This is a genomic window from Dehalobacter sp. DCM (genome assembly GCF_024972775.1).
Taxonomy (GTDB): domain Bacteria; phylum Bacillota; class Desulfitobacteriia; order Desulfitobacteriales; family Syntrophobotulaceae; genus Dehalobacter.
In genome coordinates, this window is the sequence record NZ_CP092282.1 from 2,879,512 (window position 1) to 2,900,615 (window position 21,104).

A 21,104-nucleotide genomic window follows, 5' to 3' on the forward strand; every position below is an offset into this window, starting at 1 on the left:
AATCGTCCCTTTATATAATCTCCGTCACATACTTCGCAGCATTCCGCCCCGCTATGCGGCCGGAATTCATGGCAGTGGCTGAACAAAGACCAGGGCCGGCAGTAATGCAATAGGTATCCCCGTTCAAACCGGCTGCATCAAAGCCTCCCGCATATAGCCCAGGTACCGGGTTATCATTCTTATCCACCGCTTCAAAATTATGGTTGACTTTGATGCCGCCAATGGTCCCCAAAAAGACCGTACGGGCAAGCACCGCATAGTATTTTGGGCCGAGCAGCGGTCGGAGATATTTTCGATCCTTAACAAAAAGATCATCATGCCCCTGGGCGCAGAAGTGGTTGTATTCTTCCACTGTCGCCTTTAAGACTGCCGGTTCAATTCCCATCTTTACCGCCAGTTCTTCGATGGAATCGGCCTCAAATACTTCGGTGCTTCCGTTTTCAGCAGCCGCTTTAAACTCTTTATCCATATTCAAAAGGCGGGTTCCGATGGGGCAATCCACATATACGGGATGGTCAACACCCCATGTCTCCAGTCTTTCCTTGATGGTATTATCGAATAATCTGTAACTGAAGCCTTCTTTAATTCTCGCACTAGCATTTCCAATGTCACTGGGGAAAAATACGATCGATTCGTCGCAGAAGCGTTCTCCCTTCGGATTAACCCATAAGTCAGGCTGGGAAGCTGCTGCGCCGAGCTCTTTATAAACGGCATCAGGCCCGTTAAAACCCCAGGTGGTCAGTTCCAGTAGTCCCATACCTTCCGGAGCAGCACCCGCTTCCCATGCCATGCGAATACCTTCTCCCATCTTGTCGACATTGCCGATGACGGTCACATTAACTCCTAAATCTAATCCCGTATATTTCTTGATCCACTCTTTATTATTGGCGTAGCCACCGGTGGCAATAATAACCGCTTTGGCCGCCACTTCAACTTCCTCACCGTCCTGCTCATAGACGATGCCGGCAATGCGGTCTCCTTCTCTGAGGAGCTCTTTGACTGGTGTTCCCAGCTTCAGTTCAATCCCTTTATCTTTGGCATTCTGAGTAAGGATTCTGACAAGATTGGCACCGTGCCCTTTAATGGCATGATAGGTGGTGCTCTCCATATCAACAAATTCAATCCCCTGCTGCTGAAGCCAGATAATCGTTTTACTGGATTCATCCACAATGGCACGGACTAAACGGGCGTTTCCCTTCCAATGATTGAACCCCATAATGTTTTTAAAGGCGTCGTCCCGGCTGTAAGTAATTCCCCTTTTACGCTGAAACTCGCTCTCTACGGCAAATGTCCCTCCGAAGAAATTGGAAGTCCCTCCCGGCGAACGCTGTTTTTCAAAAATCATTACTTTCGCGCCGTTTTCGGCAGCGGTCAGAGCCGCCACCAGACCTGTCGCCCCGGAACCAACCACAATGATATCTGTTGTTATATTATTTCCCATTATTCTCCTCCTTTTCTAAAGCTCTTAACTTATAACTTTTGATAGGAATCAGATCTGAGAAGCCATTGCGAATGCGTTGCGCATAAGTTTTTGTACATTGCCGGGATTGTTGCAGTCACCGATCAGGAATAACTGCGCGCCACAGCGAGTAAACTCGAGAGCCTTCTCGTTGAGCGGTTTAGAACCAACAGAAAGGATGACATTACCGGCGTTAAGGCTCTGTTCTGCTCCCTCCTTATCCAGATAGACCACCCCTTCGGGAGTAATTTGGGTAACTCGAGCCTGGGTAACAGCGTGAAACTTTTCTAACGAATTCCAGGCACGCTCCATTACCGTGCGGTAATGAACCGGCGCCGCATCACCCGCCAATTCGCTCAGCATTTCGACAACGGTAACCTTGTGGCCTTTTTCTGCTAAATGCATACCGGTTTCAACGCCGACCTTGCCCCCGCCGACAACGACAATTTCTTCAGCCAGTGAATCTTCCCGGCCATAAACTTCAAAAGCAGAAATCACGTGGTTTAAGTTGGCCCCCGGTATGGACGGAATGACTGGAACGGAACCGAGAGCAGCCAGGATGGCATCATAATCCCCTCCGCTGATCATTTCCGGCGTAGCTTCTGTATTCAATTTGACCTTAATCCCTGCTTTGCCGACCTGATTAATTAAATAATTCATAAAATCAAGCAAAGTCCATTTAAACGAAACATATTTGGCAAAAGTCAATTGTCCACCCAGTTCCCCGCTTTTCTCAAACAAGGTTACATCATGTCCACGGGACTGGCAGACTAATGCCGCTTCCATACCGGCAGGCCCTCCGCCTAAGATTGCAACCTTTTTCTTTTTGGTGGGAGGATCGATCATGTTCTTGTAGCGATGGGCAATACCGTGAAGCGGATTCACCGAACAGACTGGCGTCCAAGGGACATTAACGCCTGCCTTATGACATTTATTGCAACGGAGACAAGGGACAACATCCTCATTCCGACCTTCATAGGCTAACTTGCCATATTCGGGGTTAGCGATCCAGGTTCTGGCCATCGCAATGAAATCGGTTTTCCCTGAGGCAATGGCGTCTTCCATCACATCCAGGTTACCATACCCCCCAAGCGTTACAATGGCAACCTTGGGATTGGATTTTTTAATGGCTTCCGCCAGGTAAAGATAAGGAGTGGGTTCTTGAAAATTCGTGGCACTCTGCTCGTCAATATTCGCACACCGGATATCCATCAAATCAATCAGGCCCTCAGCAGCTTTGGCAAATTTAATGGAATCGTCCAGAGTCCAACCGCCGGGTTCCATATCATAGCCTGAGATAGAGACTTCGATGAGGAAATCCCTACCGCATGCTTCTTTGATACGGGAGCAGACTTCTAATGGATATTTGATCCGGTTTTCAAAGCTGCCGCCGTATTTGTCAGTCCGGATATTGGTGAGTGGCGAGAGAAATCGCCCAAGAACAGTAATTTTATAGGCCATATGGAGATAGACGCCGTCAAACCCGTGCTCTTTGAAAATAAGGGCTTGCTCAACAAGATCATCAATGTATGCTTCCAGCATATCCAAGGGCGTTTCCTTGCCGACAGTCGATTGAGACCCATCGCCGGCAATAGCAAAAGACGGGATACCCTCGCTGACATCGTACCCATCGGCGTCATCAATACAGAGCCGCATGGTGGCCTTTGAATTATAAAAATGAATGCTGTCTGCCATATGGCTGATATAATTCGACCAGGTTGAATCTAAATCGAAAACCGGCCCAAACCTTTGCTTGGGGGCGCGTCTGAAATGGGGATCTTTGGCGCCGCAACACGTGACAAGGGCTGCACCGTTTTTAGCAATATTTGCATAGTGAAGGATAAGCTGCTCCGAGGGATAAGGTTCATTGCCTTGAATGAATAAAGGCTCGCTTGCAGAACAAATCATATGGTTTTTAAAAACGTGGTTACCAATTTTGACCGGCTCCAAAAGATGGGAATACTTTAGACTCATATTCGTTCACCACTCCATATTTTTAATATTTACAGCTTTATGCTGAATGCTTTGAGAATAAACAAGAGACTCAGATCTGGGAAGCGATCCCGAAGGCACTGCGCATAAGCTTTTGTACATTGCCGGGTTTTAAGCAATCGCCGACCAGGAACAGCTCCAGTCCACAGCGTGCAAACTCTAGCGCTTTCTCGTCGAGAGCCGTGGAACCGACGGCGAGAATAACGCTGCCGGCATTAATGAAATGAACCGTTCCTTCTCTATCTACATACGTAACCCCATCTGACGTGATACCCGTGACTCGGGCGTTTGTAACCGAGTAAAAATTTTTCAGAGAATTCCAGTGGCGTTTCTTTGCCGACGAGCGGCAGAGAACCATCGCCAGTGATAGCCATTGCTGGGATACCGGTGCTGACATCATACCCATCCGCATCATAGATATTGATTTGGATCGTAGCCTCTTCACCATCCCGAGTCAGTAAACCACAGGGCCCAAATAAGCTTTCAGAACCTTTGCCAACACATTGCGCCGTCCTTATTAATCCATCGGCCAGAATATCCCCAAAACCTTGCCGGTAAGATATTTTCTGAACGAGAGTCGTGATAAATTCAATACTGCCGATTTTAGAAAGAGGGAGTCCTGTTTCAGACTCGCTTAATATTCCTTCGCGATAACATAGTTTGAGCCAAGCCAAGAGTGGCGCCAGAGCCATAGTATCCAGCCCGTAATTATCACACAACTGGGTTGCCAGATGGTAGGCTTGGGCTGCACCCGTTGGAGAATACTGCAGGGCATAATCAACATAGACAACTGCCGCCTGACAAAAATTTCGAAAAGTCTTACCAGACTCGGCCATATAGGTTCTCCGGTTACAGAAACCAGGCCCGCCAATACAGCCATAACACAGTGTCGGATGTCCGTTTGCTTCGAATTCAGGGTACGGATCCCAATTCTTTTCTTTTAAATCATAAGCGCGTTTAGCCAACAGCTTTAATTCATCCGGGCGGGCTGCCACGGGCTTTCTTTTCTCTGTGGCTTTAATCACAATCGCTTTTAGTTGCTTCGATCCCATCTCACTAACCAGGCCACCGCCGGCCAAGGAATAATCCGAAGTCATAGCGGTGGCGTAATAGACCTGGTTTTCCCCTGCCGGACCAATGCTAAATATTCTGGCTTCTTTTCCGACTTCGGCGTGTAATAACTCCTGGGCCTCTAAATTCGTTTTTCCCCATAAATGTGCGGCATCCCTGATTTCTATTTTCCCCTGATCATCAAGATAAAGGTAAACAGGGCGGTCGGCTCTGCCACTGACGACAAGTCCGTCATAACCGGCATATTTTAACCAAGCCCCCCAACTTCCGCCCACGTTGGCATAGGAGAAAAAACCGGAACCGATATGCGGCGATTTCCCGCAAATCTGCCAGCGACAGCCGGAAAGTCCGGTAAATCCGGTGACCGGTCCAGTAATAAATACTAAGCAATTTTTAGGGTCAAAGGAATTAGTTCCGGGGGGAGTCAAATCCCAGTACAACTTAGCTCCGACTCCCCGTCCCCCCAGGAAACGATCAGTATAAACAGAAGTGCGCAACTTGGTGACAATCCTTGATGAAAGGTCTATTGTCAGTAATTCACCCGTGTAGCCGTTTTCGATCAAAATGAACGCACCCTTTTTGCTACTTATTACCTATAAATAAGTATCACACGGCGTCATTCAGATAGCAATTAGGAGTATCTCTCAAAAATATGGCGGTTTTTTATAAGAATTTACAAAATGATTAATCTAACTTCTACAGATTTATGGTGATTTAAGAAATTCTGCTCCTTCATGAAGATGAAGGATCTTCATGGAAAGATTAATAATAAAGGCCACTTTCGGATCATCGATCGTTTCATCCAAAAATTCCTCAATCTTTTTTAGGCGATAAATCATCGTATTGCGATGGATGTGAAGAATGATAGAAGATTCTGTAAGATTGTTTCCCGTTTGGAGATAAACATAGAGTGTTTTGAGCATTTCACCCTGATTACGCCGATCTTCTTCCATTAATTTCAGCAGCAGCGGATTGCAGATTTCCAAGATATTTTCGTGTTTAGCAGCCATTTCAATCAAATGAAATTCCGCATAATCGTTATAAAAATAAACTTTATGTATAATATCCAAACGCTGTCCCAGTTCAATCGCTTTACACGACTGGGAATAGTAATTCTTAATTTGCATAATATCTGTAAAATCACGGCTTACACCAGCCAACATGTGATTTTCTTCGAACAATGTATTTAATTTCTGCAATTCGTCATCAGCAAAAAGGGATTTATTCGCGCGGGTTAAAATCATAACAATTTTATTATCATAAATTGCGCATTTGGCCCTGTTGATTTTTGAATTCAACAGCTCCCTGATATAGGGCAGAGGGGTATTGTCCGGATTATCAATAATGTACTTGGCTACCATAACAAAGATATGATTTTCGAGAGATAGATCGATGAACTTCAGCCGTTCTTTTACTAGTTCATCACATTGCAACTTATCATTCAATAAATCCCTGAATAAATTTTCGACAGCAACTTCTTTTGTCTGCCAGAAATATTTCCCTTTTTGGAGTTCAACAGAAATAACGTTGCTCAGCACGCTGAGTAATTGAAGCGTATTTTCGTTAGAAAGCTTATTACTTTCCGTCATGACAACCCAACCTACCGAATCACCGTTGATGTTGATTGGCCTGCTCAGATTACGATCAGGGATTTCTGTCAAAGAAGACTTATCCTCCAAAAAAGGTTTCGGTGTCCGTTTATTTTGTGAATAGGCTATTACTCGTTGATTTTGATCAAAAATAATTAATGGATTGTTAAGCAATTCACTTGCCAAATTCACCAGTGCCTGCACCCCTTTGCCGTTTGACAGGCAATCATAGAGCTGCATTGATTGCCATTGTAATTCCTTCCGGCTTTGTAAAAAACGCTGGATTTCTTCACGAAGCCTGTCCAGCGGAGGAGATTCAGCTAATACAACGCAATTAACCTTCTCGGAATCGTAGTATTCAGGGTTATATTGGGAATCGCATACAAGCAAAATGTTTATAGGATACTCCAATTTTGATATTTCAAGATAATCGGATACTTTTCCCAGATAAAGGACGTCCTTTTCAAAGTAGTTCTGGTTTGTTATTAAATAATCCACGTTCTCAATTAAATCGTTGTTATGGTGAATAATCTGGGCAGTAATTTTATGTTTTTGTAAGGAATCAATAATGACTGAATATTTTTCCATAAAAATCCCTTCTTGTTAAAAATAATACCCTTCTTCACGGTTTACCTTTTTGAGAAATTACAGGTTATCAGAAGAATTTCTCCGCAGATTTAATTCTACCTTCTGTTATTAAAAATAAACTCAATTTTCATTCTTTTATTTTGTCAACTTCTCTACAGAAGACTATTTTCAACGTGCATTTTCGCTTGGTACATTAATTCAATTATCTAAAAGCCTAATTGAGTAGTTTTGATTTCCACGTCAAACTTTTTAATATGTTTGCAATATAGCCATGCAACGCGTTTACTAAGTGGCGGAAATGTGAATTTAGACATTCGATAAAAATAATTCCCGCGTACTACGTCCACGGGAAAACTAAGCATAGTGCCTGTATTCAATTCACCTTGTTTTCATTACTGATAGCCACAGGTAAATATATTCTCATAAAGAAGTAAATGGGTTATAATTTAGAAAAAGACCATTAATCATGTAACTAAGAATAATTAATAGACTTTAAGGAATTGCCAAAATAGCCGTTAGGAGGATGAGATGATTATGAGTAAATTGCCTGGCATTACTATTGAAGCCAAGGCTCTGGAACAGATTAAAAATGGCGATAATTCCGTGATGGTCAGTTATCTTCAATGCGGCGGCGGTGGCTGAGGGGGCGGCAGCGGCAGCGCTAGAACCACCGTGATTGTGGGACGACCAAAAATGTCACTTCGTTTTATCAAAATCGAAGTAGATGGCGTAGATGTACATCTATTTCAAGATTTGCTCTCTCTGGTAAATCCGGAAAGACTAACAATCGCTTATAATGAAAAAAGCAAATATTATTATCTTAAAGAAAAATTTAAAAAGAGTTTACTCAATGACGTTATTACCTACAATACGTTCTAAAAAATCATCTCTCCTGGTTTATAGCCGTCAGGTAATTCCTCTTCACTGAGAAATTTGAAATTATCATCACGCAGAATGGGTAAGAATACGTCGTAAGGTATTCTGGAAAACTCACAGGTATAATTACTGGATCCAACCCACTTACTCTCGTTGTTACTAAAATTCAGACCTCTGGCAAATTTCGTATAGTTTGAGCAGTCATGAACTGCTAAATCCCAGCTTTCTTCTGCGGCTATCTTCATGAATTTCAGAGTTAATTCCCTGCTCCAGATTGGAGATATATAGCCATGCCGGCAAATATACATGTTTTCCCCGCCGTAATTGTCGATGTTATTGGGGTTTAAATGCAATTCCGCACAATTAATAAAATCAAGTTCTGACTCTAAAATCGCATGTTTCTTCTTGAAAAAAGTTGCAAAAAACTCAGGCGTCATCGGCGTTTCAATACCAACACGTTTAATATACTTTTTCGCTATTACCATATTTTTTATGACTTTGTCCGAACAATTTGAAGCACCCAGATTGAATCGCAGCTCATCAAGACCGGCTTCACCTAACGCTTTCAATGTTTCTTCCGTAGCTAAGGTGCCATTGGTATAAAGATGTTGATGAATCCCTGCCTCACTGAACTTCTTTATAACCGGATAGTATTTTTCAATTTCCATAAATGGCTCCAAATAAACGTAGGAGATGCCCGTGGGCTTCTGTTGCATGGATAGGAGTAAATCAATATCCTTCTCATAAAACTTGGTGCCGCCGATTTCCCACATACCCTCGCCAACCGGAAAGATATCATCCAGTTCGCCATAATGATAGCAGAACTTACACTCTAAGTTACATTTATGCGTTTTCCTGATGGCACTCAATCCCGTTCCTAACAAACAAGAACGGCATCCTTGGGGGAATTTGCTTTCATTTCCTACAAAATAAGTTCTATTCGCCAATGTTTTTAAATTTTTGATATCAGACATTAACCTATCGTTTCGATGATCGATCGAAGCCTCAATTTGGGCAAAGGTAGCGTATATGATTTCTTGTTGTTTTGCCATAACTTCCTCATCCTCTGGCAATATTGAAAAGAACTCAAACCAAGCCAACGCATCTTTTTTTGAAATTTTCATACCATGTCACTCCTTGTACCTACCACTCCGAGTATTCCCTTGGCGGCAGGATGTCCTTCTGAAATAGTATAACTAAACCGTGACAACTTGTCACGGTTCAGACTACCAGCAAATTTACATTTGTCAGCATTGTTTACGTTTTTCCTTTACTGTCATGTTATGTGATAAGTAAATGCAGCAGCATTATTTTAACAGCGGACACGAGCAGCGGAAGCACGTATCGTCCTTGATGTCGTTCAAGCTGGCGCAGGCGCTGCAAAATATCATGGTATCTCCTGATTTATCATACTTTTCTATGCTGTTTAATCCTTTGTGATGGCGCACCTTGTCTCCAACCTTATAGTAATTGTAAACCGTATCGTCATCCTCCGTGCTAAGGAAATGCATTTTTCCGTTGTCCTTTTTGATGCTTACCGTATACAATTGATAATTTTGCCAATAATGATCATCACCGGAATGCCGCTTGCGTCTTTTTTTCTCTATCTTTTTGTCAACTACGACCCCGTCCCAGGTCGTACTTCTGGCTCTGCCGATCGTCTGGAAAACAGCAATGAGCAGAAACATGCCGCCAATAGCCAATCCGATCAAGAGCGCCTCGGGGTTATCCATTTCCGCACTGGTTTCACCGTAAATATAGAATCCGCCAATCGCGACCACCGCTAAAACAGCTGCAAAAGCAAGGGACCAGATTTTAGTATTCTTCATATACCGGGCAAAGGCGGGATCATTAATCAACGGTGAATAGCCGATTAACCCCCTCCCTTCCGGCTCTTGCCTTCCTATCTTTTCTTCCGCTCGCCCGGCAGCTGCTATCGGACTGCCGCACGCCGTGCAAAACCTATCATTATTGTCGTATTCTTCGCCACACTTAGGGCAACGCATAAAATTCCTCCTCTATAACGACTATCCCTCTCAGCTGCGCCCACCATAACTGGAACCGCCGCCGCCACCGCCACCGCCGCCGGAGAATCCCCCGCCGCCGCCGGAGCCGGAGGATTGTTTGCTGACTGCCTTCTGAGCTGATTGCAGAGCACGGTCAAAAGTACTTCCGATCCCTTCGAAAGAATTGTTTAAGCTGTTTAAATTGTTGTAGGCCCCGTAGGTCATCCAACCGTTGCCAAAGCGGTAGTCCCCATCCTCCATATTGGGAAATACCAGTTCCAGCTGTTTGATTACTTCTTTGGCCACTCCCAGCGTAACAGCAAAGACGAGATAATGTTCCCAGATGATCAGGCTTGGAATTTCGTGACGCTGCATTTCTGAAAAATGCAGCAGGAATTTCTTAAACGCCTGCCAACGCACATAATCTTCCTGTCCCGAGATAGAACGTCGCTTAAACGAACGGGGAATAAACAGGAATAACGCTCCGGCGATAACCAGGGCAAATCCGACTGCTCCGGCACCCTTCTGCGCCAGCAGGGCACTGCCCGCGATGAATAGTCCCAGTCCGGCCAATACGGTTAAACCAGGCATCTTACCGTTGTGATCAAAGAATTCATATTCTGCTCCCTGAACCTGGACAGCGGAGGTCCATTCTTTCCAGAATTGAAAGAATAACGCGCCATTCTTCTTGGCGTATTTCTCGATATCGGTCAAATAAATGGATTCATTGCCACTGCCGATATCATTTTGGAGAAATGTAATCAATTTCTGTTCATGAGGACTTAAAACGGCTTCCTCCGGTTTTCTCAGAGCAGAAGCCTCCGGTGCGGGCAGGAAGCGCAGGCGATAGGCGGTCACAGCTTTGGTGCCTAATAATTTGCGTTCTTCGACCGTTTCCTCCTGCAAATGCAAAAATTTTCGCCGGGCCAGATCCAGGATGGTTGCCGTAATATCCTGGGGCTTCATTTTATTAAAGTTCCACAGAACACTTAATTCAGCCGGGCTGTAACTTCCCGGCAGTTCGCGGTAGTAATCCCCGCTGAAACCGGCTTTATGGCTGCGTCCAAATTTGCGCCACAGTAGAAATATGCTTGCCAGAGCACCTGCAACGATGCCGGCTCCTCCGAGGTATTCCACTTTGGCCATCAGCCGCTCCTGATTAGCATCGTCAGCCCAGCGTTCTTCTTCCGCCAGGATCGCCGCCAGTGCTGCCCGTTTGGTATAAGCTGCTGTCGGTGCTTTAGGGAACAGAGCTGAAGGCATGACGACCCTGCCTTCTAAAAAGGTATAGGGCGGCAGGTTTTTGGTTGACCAGAAGATGGTGTCCGGCCCGGAAAATTCTACTTCTCCGTTTAGAGGGCCGTGTCCCCAGATTCTTATTGCTTCACCCTGCTGATATTTTTCCGCTCCCGGCGGCAATATTAGGTTCACTTGGACATTGGCTATTTTATTCCCGTTCGCTTCACCGATAAATTTGCGGTACAATTCCGCTGTGTCACTGTGAATTTTCACGGCATTAATCACCCGGTAGGACACATCAAAGGTGCGGACTTCATCGGCAGCGGTGATGCTCCAGTCGATCAGGATTTGATTGCCTTCTTTTTTGGTCAGATAGGTTCCGGCAGGTCCGTATTCGGTTCCGGGATTGAAGGTATAAGCCTTTCCGTTTTCCTTTACTTTTATTTCTCTGATCGGGGTATCGCCCTGTGGAATTTTGATATAGAAGCCTTTCCACTGCCCGGAAAAATCAACCGTAATTCTTTCTGTTACCCGCATGGAAGCGTCCGGCAGAACCTGGGCATCCACCACGACCTGTTTCATAGTCAAGGAAGGATCGGCCTGCGCGTTATTGGGAAGAACGGTCAGGAAGAGCAGTGCTCCCAATAAAACAGATAAGAACAACTTCATTTTGCTTTGAACAGAAACGATTATTCTTTTCATGAAGAATCTCCTTAAAATTCGACCTTGACCGCTTGGCGGGCCTGATTTTCTCCCTGCAGCGTAAAATAATCGACAATCCCAAACCCCAGCATGCCGGCGACCAGGTTATTGGGGAACACTTCGATCTTGGTGTTTAATTTTTGCACAGTATCATTATAGAATTGCCGGGAGTAAGCAATCTTGCTTTCCGTATCGGTTAGCTCGGTCTGCAATTGCAGAAAATTCGTATTGGCTTTCAATTCCGGATACGCTTCCGCCACCGCAAACAAAGACTTTAAAGCACCGCTCAGCATATTTTCCGCCTGGGACTGTTCCTTAATATTGCCGGCGGCCATGGCCATATTCCTGGCCTGGGTCACATTTTCGAAAGTCGCTTTTTCATGCTGAGCATACCCCTTGACTGCGTTAACCAGATTAGGAATTAAATCATAACGCCTCTTCAGCTGAATATCTACCTGCGACCAGGAATTTTGGACCCTTTGCCGCAATTGTACCAGACCGTTGTAGGTGCCGATCATAAATACGGCCAATAATACCACAACGACCCCGATAGCTATAAAAACACCTGTCATTTTTTCTATCCTCCTCGATACTTAATATATTATTTTCAGTACAACATTCGAATAAGCGAATGTATACAGCATATGATAATACCTTATTTGGGGTTGGTCTCCGTTCTCCGTAATGGATAGCTGACTTCGTCTGTTACGTCATCCCTGTTGCTCACATAAACATGGAGAATCCTTCAATACTCCGCATATTGCGGTTAATCCGAACCCCTGAAGCCTCGATAGCTTCCAGGACTTTGTCAAAATTATTAATAATAACGCCGCCGTTTTGGTTGGTAAACCAAATATATAACGGTTTACCGCCGGTACCTTGGATTTCCAAGCCGCTGTATGCTGCGGAAGCTGCCAGTAAAGCACTGCCTGCCGGCTGCGTAGAGGTGCGCCCTCCCATGACAGACAAAAATGCCATGGCTAAAAACAATTTGCGGAACCAACCCGGATTTCTTAAGGTAACAAAATTTGCTTCCGTTATGTCTTTCCATTTGTATTCCCGAACCCCTCTGAAGGTTATAAGCGACAGCGACTCTGCCGTTAACGTGATACGGTAAGATGCATACCAGGCATTGTAATAAAACAGCAGCACGCACAGGAGTGCTAAAAACCACATCACAGCACTGATGATCCAGAACCCGCTGACCGCCTGCACCGTTCCCCCGTTAATCAAAAACGGCAGCCCGTAAAAAGGCAGTAGCAGGATTAACGCCACCAGATCCCCGGCCAGCATACTGCCGGTTGAATACGCTATTTCCTCCGGTTCTTTCTTGCGGCGGGGCAGGAAAATGTAGGCCGCTAAGCCTAAGAGCAAGACTGCGATCCCTGCTTTGCGATAAGGATGATATAGCCAGTCCGGCGCCACCGTATAGGGTTTGGACATCGCCGATACGCTGGCGCTGTAGTCATGATATCGCAGCAGAAAATAAGCGGTTTGCCCATCCTGATCGATACTGATATAGCTTCTATCCAAGTCTTCCTGAGTAAGTCCCCACTCGGTATAAGGAATTTCGTCCGGTTCAAAAAAAACGGCTACCGGGCCAATCGCTTCCCAGAAAGGGTCTTTGTCCTCTTCACTTACCCGGTTGCCATAGGCAGAACGCTCATATTGACCATGACTGGCCAGCTGCACGTCAGTAAGCAAGGTCAGCCATTCGCCGTTGTTCACCACCGTGACCTTGCCGTCGGTTTTTTCCTGAATATAATTCGCTAACGGCAGTTGACTCAGGCGTTTATCCTCTTCCGATACATACCCGCTGGCCGAATTCAGTTCCTTAGCCTGTTCTTGTTCCCAATCCACTGCAGTCAGGCTGACCACCGCTGGCGTCACGTAGCAAAACAGAGCCAGACCGACGAGTATCCCCGCCAGTAAGCCCAAACGCCGCCATAATTCCATCCCGCTTGAAGCGGAAAACGTTTGAATGGGTCTGTTTTCAGGAGATTGGGATGGTTCCACTGATTGCGTATCATATCCGCAATCCCCACAGAATCTTTCATTTGGTACGCGTTCAGCCCCGCAGTTCGGGCAGAATTTCAAATTTCTCTTCATCCTTTGCTCCTAAATCACACTGCGGTTCCGCAGTTGCCACAGAATTTTTTTCCAGGTTTGATTTCCGTACCGCACTGACCGCAGAATTTTACTTTAGGTGCATTATTTAGAGCACTGTTTGGGGCACTGTTTTGTGCACTATTTTTCTCTGTTTTTTTCGGAGCTTCCGGTTTTGACTGAGCCGCATCCTTTTCACCGGCTGCAGGATTACCGATTGCTTTTTGCAGGGCCTTCATCCATTGTCCAAGCGTATTAATCAGCTCCTGGGCGTTACTGGCTTGGTGGCGAAAACGGGTCTCTCCGCTTCCCCCGCTTTCAAAGGAAATCAAGTGATTGGTGAACGCCGTCATTGCCATAAATACCCGGGATACACTTCTTTCTTCCCCGTTGATTAAGGCCATAGCCTGGCAAGCAAACGATCCCATCCAGCTGGTGATGAATTCTGTCCCCATGATTCTGGAGCGTTCAGCTAAGGTTATGATCCCTTCCTTATCCGTAAGAAATCCTAATTCCGCGACCCGTTGGATATGTTCCGGTTTTAAGGCGATGCTGCTGTTTTTCAAACCTGGGGTTATTTCAAACAGTGTTGGTAGCAGCCACCGAATATCTTTACTGCCCAGAGAACGTTTTAAAAGCTGCACAAAATCCTGGGTAGTCAGTGTTAAATTTACCCCGCTGCGATAATCCAGCATACTTTCCATATAAGAACGCCGGTAAATATCAATACAGTGCAAAGCACAAACTAAGACTTCGACTTCCATAGCACTCGGGAACACCTTCTGATAACCGCTCATACCCTTGGATGCGTAAGCTCCGGCCCACCAGTTTAGAAATGCTTCCCAATCCGGAAACAGCACAAGCAGTATATTTTGCTCAGAGTCGGTAAACTGCGCTAATACTCCCTGACTCTCCGCTACAAGCAACGCGTAATATTTGTCGTCAGCGGCACTGCCTCCACCGCTGTTGAACTCAATTCTTAAATTCGGTTCCAACAATTGGCGAGCCATCTGTTGAAATTTTGGGTTACCGGCTATGTCCTTAAACCCTTCGGAAGGCGAGCTGACCGCAGCCTGCTCTGCATTGTAACGAAAAGGAGAAAGATTATTCCCGTTAAAACCTGAGCGTCTGAATAAATGATCAATATCTGCCGGTGCCAGCTTATATACTTCGATGCCGGCCAGTGTGTTTTGGTTATTCTCCATTTTTTGACCTCCCCACGCGATTGTTTGATCTATAAACATTTATCTTTTAGCTGTTCGGATTGCCCCTATACGGCTGCTGACCTTTTCAACAAAGTCGCCCGGGGTGTCATATCCCAATTGCTGCAGCCTGGCTGCCCGGGCTGCTGGGGACAGATTGTTGTTATTGATCACTTTAATGGCCTCCTGCATATTGTCAGGCATACTCTGTACTTTATAGCCCATGTTGCGATAGCTTCTTTCCACGGTCTGAGCGGCGCGGGCCGTCTTTTGAAGCTGTTCCAGAGATTCGGTTTGATTCTTCATTACTTCCTGAGGATTGCTACCTTTATGCCAATAGTCATTGATTTTATGCTTTTCCATCATGCCAAATTGTTCGGAATCGACTAGGTTTCCCTCTCCTCTTTGCGCCAACTCATAGGGGCTGGCTGCTCGCATTTGCTTACCGTCAATTGTGACTGTATCAACACCTCGGGCAATCTCCTCCGGCGAAGCCTCAACCCAATTTCTTCCCGGAAGCTGCCCCGGTAAATCGCCGTCCTCTATCATCCAGGTCCGCTGGTTGCTAAAATCGTTGGCAGCCATCGGGTCGAATCGATCCATGGCACTCTCTTCATGAAGTTCGGCCCACTCCTTATATTTAGCCGCATCATCCATTCCAGCCCAATCGCGGTCCGGAAAACGGCGCGCCGCCGCCTGTTCACTAAAGCCGGAATGTTCCGCAAAGGCTTTATTGTACCTGTCTTGCCACTCCGATTTGGGAATTTCCATCCACTCCGGCCCATTCGGTCCATTAACCAAGCGCTCAGCGATAACATCATTGTCCGTATTGATTCCCCATGGCGTAACTTCGGTCCCCGGTGTACGAACTGTTCTGCACCGTACATTCTCCGTGTTAAGCTTATTGCGGAGATAGCTTTCCACGTCCCGGTAAGCTGGCTGATGAATCTTATTTTCCAGCACTTCGTTAAATTCAGACTGTACCTGACGGGATCTGATCGGCCCCAATTCAGCTCCGATTCCATCCGTACTCTCGATATTTTTCAGGGTTCTCATGGAAGCCGGATCGGCTTTCATTTCCATGATATCATCGACGGTTAGTCCTTCTCTCCGCTCAACCTTGTCAGCCAAATTATAGGTCTTTTCCTGGGCCTGCATCTTATATTCATCATAAATAGCCTGTTCCCTGATGAGTTCCTCCTGCCGGGCCGGAGGCAATTTATCAAAATCTTTTATATTATTTTGTACCGTATGCTCCGCTCTGGATATTGCCGCCGGATCAGCCAATACTTCTTCAGGTGTCCTGGCGTTCGTATTCAGAGGCCTGCCCGTTACACTATCGTCCGGTAAATTCGGTTCCCCGCCTCCTGAAGAAGGCTTTCCCGGATCACCCGGCCCGCCTGCGCCGGCATCACCCGTTCGGACAGTTCCATCCTGTCCTGGTGCCGTGCTTTTAGACGGTGCTTCTGGAGTATTCGATTTATTCCCCGTGCTGCTGCTTCTGGCCATATCGTCGCTGCTTGATTTTGCTTTACCGGCACTCTGAGCAATATCGTCGCTGTTTCCGGAAGCATTCTTACTGCTTGAATGGGCCAAATTATCCCCTGCGTCAGAAGCGGATTTTCCGGTTCCTTTGAAAATCTCATCCCCGCCGCCGGTAACTGCTTTACCTGCTTTGGAGACATCATCGAAAGAGTCGGCCACCGATAATCCATAATCCCCTCTGGCTTTCTTGATGATGTTTTCTGCCGCTTCCCCGCTTCCAATATTCACCAACCGTTTATTGACCTGATCAAGGGTTTCCTCTGCTGATTCTTTGCTGACTAAACCTAATGCCTTGCTCCATACTTGATTTTTAGCACTGGCTTTTAATAGCGCCGCTTCAAGAAAGTCAGCCGCTTTATTGGTGAACACCGGGAATTTCTCCAGCATTTCTCCCATGATCTTACCGCCTGCTTTACCGGCCAGCCAGCCCATTTCCTCACCCAAAATAACCAAACCAATTGCCTTGGATACCGCTTTGAAATCGGATTCCCCTTTATCAATGGAATCCTTGATCCGGTACATGGCTTCAGCTACCGTCAGTCCGCCGTCTATCGCTACCGGGGCAAGGCTTCCGGCACCTGCGAGTCCCCCGGTCGCTGCAGTAATCATGATACGGGCACCCATCCCCAGCCAGGAAATACTGCCGTCATCTTTTTCGCCGGTTATAACTTCCTTCGCTGTGGCCGCATTGGCCTCAAGGGCCCAGCCAAGGTTCTTAAACCAATCCTCTTCCCAGCGCTCCCCGGTATCGGCTGCCGTTTTTCCCATGATCCGGTTGTCGATGACCCGTTCTATTTTATTCATTTGTTCCAGGTCAAGCTCTTTTCCTGCCAGCATATCATCTTTTAGTTTTTGAATGGCCTTATCGACATCGCCGGGCCCGTTAGGCTCGCCGATATTATACTTGTCAGCTGCCTTTTGCATTTTCTCCAGTTTTTTAAAGTCATCCAGATTCTTGTCAATGGCCTTACTGTTGGCATCCTGTCTATTAGCCATTTTTTCCAAATCCTTGGCTGCCTGCTTTTCATCGATGCTCAAATCATTCTGCCAGCGTTCAAAGTCATCGGGGTTGAATTCGTTACCGGATTCAGTGTTGATCCACTTTCCTTTCACCGCATCGAATTCCAGTTCATACGTTTGCCCATCGGTCTTGCCTACGAGGGTCTGGGTTTGGCCATGTTTGGGCCCGGTATACCCGGGTTCATACTCGTACGTTGTTGTCTCGCCGGTTTTCGGATCCGTAACCGTAAAGGTGTTGGAATCACCCGTCTCCACACGTTGATCAGCGGGAATATCCTGGCCGTTTTCAGGAATATCCGCTTCAGGAATACTATCCGGCATCGTGCTGTCATCCGGTGTTTGGGGCACATCTCCAATGCCTGCGTCCGTTCCCGGCATTGCCTCGGGAGCCGCCGTCTGCGTTGCTTCGGGTGCTTCCGGTACCGGTACTTGGGGTTCATCCGTCCACGGTTTGGCCCCGTATTTTTCCAATGTTCTCGGATACGGTTCTCCCAATGCCGGTTTTGTTGGTTTCCATGTCGCGCCAAACGGAATGACTTCGCCTTCGCCAAAGGGATCCTGTGTCGCTACATTAAATGGATTGCCATCGCCTTCAAAGGGATTCTCACTCCAATGTCTGCCATCGCGGTTGTATCCGTCAGCATTGTACCCGCTCCAGTGGTAACCGTCCTTGCTGTAACCCTGTTTGTTATAACCCCAAGGATCATACCCTGCGCGGTTATAGCCTTCGAAATCAAACCCTTCCCGGTCATAACCGTCGCGATCATAGCCGTCTTTGTTAAAGCCTTTCTTATCATAGCCGTCGGCGTCATAGCCTTCCTGCTGTCGGCCTTCCCGGTCAAAGCCCTCTCGGTCGTAACCGTCTTTGTCATACCCGTTTTTATCATACCCTTCACGGTCAAAACCCTCTTTGTTCAGGCCATTGCGTCCATAGCCTTCAGAATCCCAGCCGTCTTTATTAAAGCCTTCTTTGTCATAGCCTGCGGCATTATAACCCTCGGCGTTAAAGCCGCTGCGGTTATATCCCTTAGCATTATAGCCGTTGACATCGAACCCTTCCCTGTCAAAACCCTCCGAATTATAGCCACTGCGCCCATAACCTTCCCGATCAAAGCCGTCCTGATTAAATCCGGTTTTATCAAAACCTTCCGCATCAAAACCGGCTTTGTTGAAACCTTCTTTATCAAAACCGTTTTTATCAAAGCCTTCGCGGTTAAATCCCTCCCGGTCGAATCCGGTTTTATCGAAGCCCTGCTGGTTAAAGCCTTCCCGATCGTAGCCGGTCTGATCGAAGCCGTCACGATTAAACCCTTCTTGATCAAAGCCGTTTTGGTTATAACCTTCACGGTCGAATCCGGTTCTGTCAAATCCCTTCTGGTTGAAGCCTTCCCGGTCATAGCCGCCCTGATCGAAGCCGTCACGATTAAACCCTTCCTGATCAAAGCCGTTTTGGTTATAACCTTCACGGTCGAATCCGGTTCTGTCAAATCCCTTCTGGTTGAAGCCTTCCCGGTCATAGCCGCCCTGATCGAAGCCGTCACGATTAAAGCCTTCCTGATCAAAGCCGTTTTGGTTATAGCCTTCACGATCGAATCCGGTTCTGTCAAATCCTTGCTGGTTAAAGCCTTCCCGGTCATAGCCGCCCTGATCGAAGCCGTCACGATTAAAGCCTTCCTGATCAAAGCCGTTTTGGTTATAGCCTTCACGATCGAATCCGGTTCTGTCAAATCCTTGCTGGTTAAAGCCTTCCCGGTCATACCCAGCCTTATCAAAACCTTCGGCATTAAATCCATCTTTATCAAAGCCCTCAGCATTAAATCCTTCCCGGTTATACCCTTCATGGTCGTAGCCTTCACGATTAAAGCCATCTCTGTCATAACCTTCAGCGTCAAAACCATTTGCATCGTATATTCCAGTCTGCTCTTCCCCGTTTTTCTGACCAGCACCTTGCTCAATAATCTGTGAATCTGTACCTGCGGCAGTATCTGAAGCAACCGTCTGTGTGCCTGCTTCAATATCTGATTCAGATGTCACTTCAGCCGACAGATCCAGGTCATCGAATGCACTAGTATCAATTAATATGCCGGGATCTCCTTTATCCGCAAATGATGAAGTTGACAATCGCTCCGTTCCAATAAACGCCCCGGCTTCATCTGCTGTCTCAACATAAATATCGTCATTTATTGACACTGCGATAGACCCCTGGCCCATCTCATCCGTATCTATCCTAATCTCCGGCTGAACAAAAATCCCGGTTTCATCTGCAGTCTCAACATAAATACGATCATTTTCTGACACGGTGATTGACCCCTGACCCATCTCATCTGTATCGACCCTGAGCTCCGGACGCCTTCTGCGTCCTAATTGGCTTGCTTCCTGAACCGTTCCAGCCGTCTTTCTTCCTGTTTCCGGTGTTCCGGATCCCGGATAGGTTCCGCCGTTACCCGAAGCAGGCCCTCCCGCATTCGGAGACAAAGGGGTTCCTGACGGGGGCGTAAAGCCGCCGCCTCCGCCTAACCCAGCCAAAGCAGCAAGTCCGGTCGCGATCAATCCCGGAACTGCGACACCGACTACCGCCTCCGTCGTATTGGACGGACCGGGGATATTGCCTACTGAACCGACGCCGGCCGGACTCTCCTGAAAATCATTGTCGATCGGTACGATTCCCGGAATATCTTCTGTTAGCTCATCCAAAGATCCGCTGGTAACTTCAAAGTGGGGAGTGGCATGAACCTGCCCCATTCCCCTGCCTCCGGATTCTTCATTCGCTGACCAGCTGGCCGGATCAGAGTCTGTAACGGTATAGGTACCTGCCGGGATAACAATATTGGGAAATACCTCCCAGTTGGCATTCGGTACGCCTCCCTGCCCCTGCGTTCCGCTGGCCTGCCAGGGACCATACACTTTGCCGTTCTGATCCTTTAAACCGATCTGACCAAGGGAGGCACCCCGGCCCTTATTCCAATGGTAGTTGCGAATATATGTAACCAAATGCGGCTTGTCAATGGTAAATGTCGTTGGGGCGGTTGGTCCATTACTCACTCCAGCAATATTATCTGTGTTGGAAATGGGTATGGGCTCGTCAAGCGGCTCGCCGCGAACAACCGGTTCAGCTGCCGGCGCAGATTCTTCGACACTTTCTTCATTTGGATATTCTTCAGCAGGTTTTACTTCTGATAATCCTTCAATCTCCGGTGCCGGCTGACTAAGCAGTCCATCGTCTTCTAAAGCGTCCAACACCTGCTGGGCAATCGTTTTCGCCTTTTGAAAATCGGCCGTGCTGCTGTTACCGGACTGATAGAACTCAACCGTAATAAAATAATCCGGCAGGATCACGCCAACGCCCACGCCGTCTTCCATTGTATACTCACGTACTTCACATCCCTTAAGCCGCGTCGTCTGGATGCTTGTGTGCTGAGCCTCCCCGTCCACATAGCTTAGCAATATACTCATTTCGCCGGATTCAACCGGGCCTAAGACCGATACGCCTCCGTATCCCTTGGCATAACCGCCATATCCGCTATGCATTTTAAAACCGTGTCCGGTTACTTCCTCCGTGCCAAATTCGAATTCCGGTGATTGGTAGTTGTCGTTGGCGATCTTGGTAACGACATCACCAATACCGCCCGCGAAGACAGCACCGGGAAAATACGCTGCAAAGAGCATTGTCATTACAACAAACAAAATTCCTGACCTAAATAATTTATGT

11 protein-coding genes are annotated in these 21,104 nt (G+C 46.8%); all 11 read right to left on the bottom strand.

The genetic code is table 11. The annotated features are described in order from the left end of the window. Positions 1–10: 10 nt before the first annotated feature. The 11 genes from LPY66_RS13310 to LPY66_RS13360 all read right to left on the bottom strand — a co-directional run bounded on the left by LPY66_RS13310 (position 11) and on the right by LPY66_RS13360 (position 21,067). Entirely contained in the window at positions 11–1,441 is a 1,431-nt protein-coding gene (locus tag LPY66_RS13310) for an FAD-dependent oxidoreductase (protein WP_337984814.1), read from the bottom strand. A gap of 48 nt (positions 1,442–1,489) precedes the next feature. Then, on the bottom strand, positions 1,490–3,433 hold the full coding sequence (locus LPY66_RS13315) for an oxidoreductase (protein ID WP_337984815.1): 1,944 nt from the start codon (positions 3,431–3,433) through the stop codon (positions 1,490–1,492). A gap of 257 nt (positions 3,434–3,690) precedes the next feature. After that, the gene (locus LPY66_RS13320) at positions 3,691–5,085 is read right to left on the bottom strand and encodes an aldehyde ferredoxin oxidoreductase N-terminal domain-containing protein (RefSeq protein WP_337984816.1); all 1,395 of its coding nucleotides are present in this window, start codon (positions 5,083–5,085) and stop codon (positions 3,691–3,693) included. A 141-nt stretch (positions 5,086–5,226) separates the two neighbouring features. Beyond that, on the bottom strand, positions 5,227–6,699 hold the full coding sequence (locus LPY66_RS13325; protein ID WP_337984817.1) for a PucR family transcriptional regulator: 1,473 nt from the start codon (positions 6,697–6,699) through the stop codon (positions 5,227–5,229). A gap of 875 nt (positions 6,700–7,574) precedes the next feature. Further along, the gene (locus LPY66_RS13330) at positions 7,575–8,699 is read right to left on the bottom strand and encodes a radical SAM protein (RefSeq protein ID WP_337984818.1); all 1,125 of its coding nucleotides are present in this window, start codon (positions 8,697–8,699) and stop codon (positions 7,575–7,577) included. 183 nt (positions 8,700–8,882) lie between these two features. Continuing rightward, positions 8,883–9,581, bottom strand: a complete 699-nt coding sequence (locus tag LPY66_RS13335; protein ID WP_337984819.1) for a zinc ribbon domain-containing protein — start codon at positions 9,579–9,581, stop codon at positions 8,883–8,885. Positions 9,582–9,611: 30 nt separating this feature from the next. Further along, positions 9,612–11,522, bottom strand: a complete 1,911-nt coding sequence (locus LPY66_RS13340) for a DUF2207 domain-containing protein (RefSeq protein ID WP_337984820.1) — start codon at positions 11,520–11,522, stop codon at positions 9,612–9,614. A gap of 11 nt (positions 11,523–11,533) precedes the next feature. Further along, positions 11,534–12,094, bottom strand: coding sequence for a LemA family protein (locus tag LPY66_RS13345; RefSeq protein WP_337984821.1), 561 nt, complete (start codon positions 12,092–12,094; stop codon positions 11,534–11,536). Between the two features lie 151 nt (positions 12,095–12,245). Beyond that, positions 12,246–13,631 (bottom strand): zinc ribbon domain-containing protein, encoded by a 1,386-nt coding sequence (locus tag LPY66_RS13350; RefSeq protein ID WP_337984822.1) that lies wholly within the window; start codon positions 13,629–13,631, stop codon positions 12,246–12,248. A 14-nt stretch (positions 13,632–13,645) separates the two neighbouring features. Then, entirely contained in the window at positions 13,646–14,833 is a 1,188-nt protein-coding gene (locus LPY66_RS13355; protein WP_337984823.1) for a zinc ribbon domain-containing protein, read from the bottom strand. A gap of 39 nt (positions 14,834–14,872) precedes the next feature. Beyond that, positions 14,873–21,067, bottom strand: a complete 6,195-nt coding sequence (locus LPY66_RS13360; protein ID WP_337984824.1) for a hypothetical protein — start codon at positions 21,065–21,067, stop codon at positions 14,873–14,875. Positions 21,068–21,104 lie beyond the last annotated feature (37 nt).

Excerpts from the sequence above, each read along its gene's own strand:
- LPY66_RS13310 (WP_337984814.1), bottom strand. The coding sequence starts at position 1,441 with ATGGGAAATAATATAACAACAGATATCATTGTGGTTGGTTCCGGGGCG.
- LPY66_RS13315 (WP_337984815.1), bottom strand. The coding sequence starts at position 3,433 with ATGAGTCTAAAGTATTCCCATCTTTTGGAGCCGGTCAAAATTGGTAAC.
- LPY66_RS13325 (WP_337984817.1), bottom strand. The coding sequence starts at position 6,699 with ATGGAAAAATATTCAGTCATTATTGATTCCTTACAAAAACATAAAATT.
- LPY66_RS13330 (WP_337984818.1), bottom strand. The coding sequence starts at position 8,699 with ATGAAAATTTCAAAAAAAGATGCGTTGGCTTGGTTTGAGTTCTTTTCA.
- LPY66_RS13335 (WP_337984819.1), bottom strand. The coding sequence starts at position 9,581 with ATGCGTTGCCCTAAGTGTGGCGAAGAATACGACAATAATGATAGGTTT.
- LPY66_RS13340 (WP_337984820.1), bottom strand. The coding sequence starts at position 11,522 with ATGAAAAGAATAATCGTTTCTGTTCAAAGCAAAATGAAGTTGTTCTTA.
- LPY66_RS13345 (WP_337984821.1), bottom strand. The coding sequence starts at position 12,094 with ATGACAGGTGTTTTTATAGCTATCGGGGTCGTTGTGGTATTATTGGCC.
- LPY66_RS13350 (WP_337984822.1), bottom strand. The coding sequence starts at position 13,631 with ATGAAGAGAAATTTGAAATTCTGCCCGAACTGCGGGGCTGAACGCGTA.
- LPY66_RS13355 (WP_337984823.1), bottom strand. The coding sequence starts at position 14,833 with ATGGAGAATAACCAAAACACACTGGCCGGCATCGAAGTATATAAGCTG.
- LPY66_RS13360 (WP_337984824.1), bottom strand. The coding sequence starts at position 21,067 with ATGACAATGCTCTTTGCAGCGTATTTTCCCGGTGCTGTCTTCGCGGGC.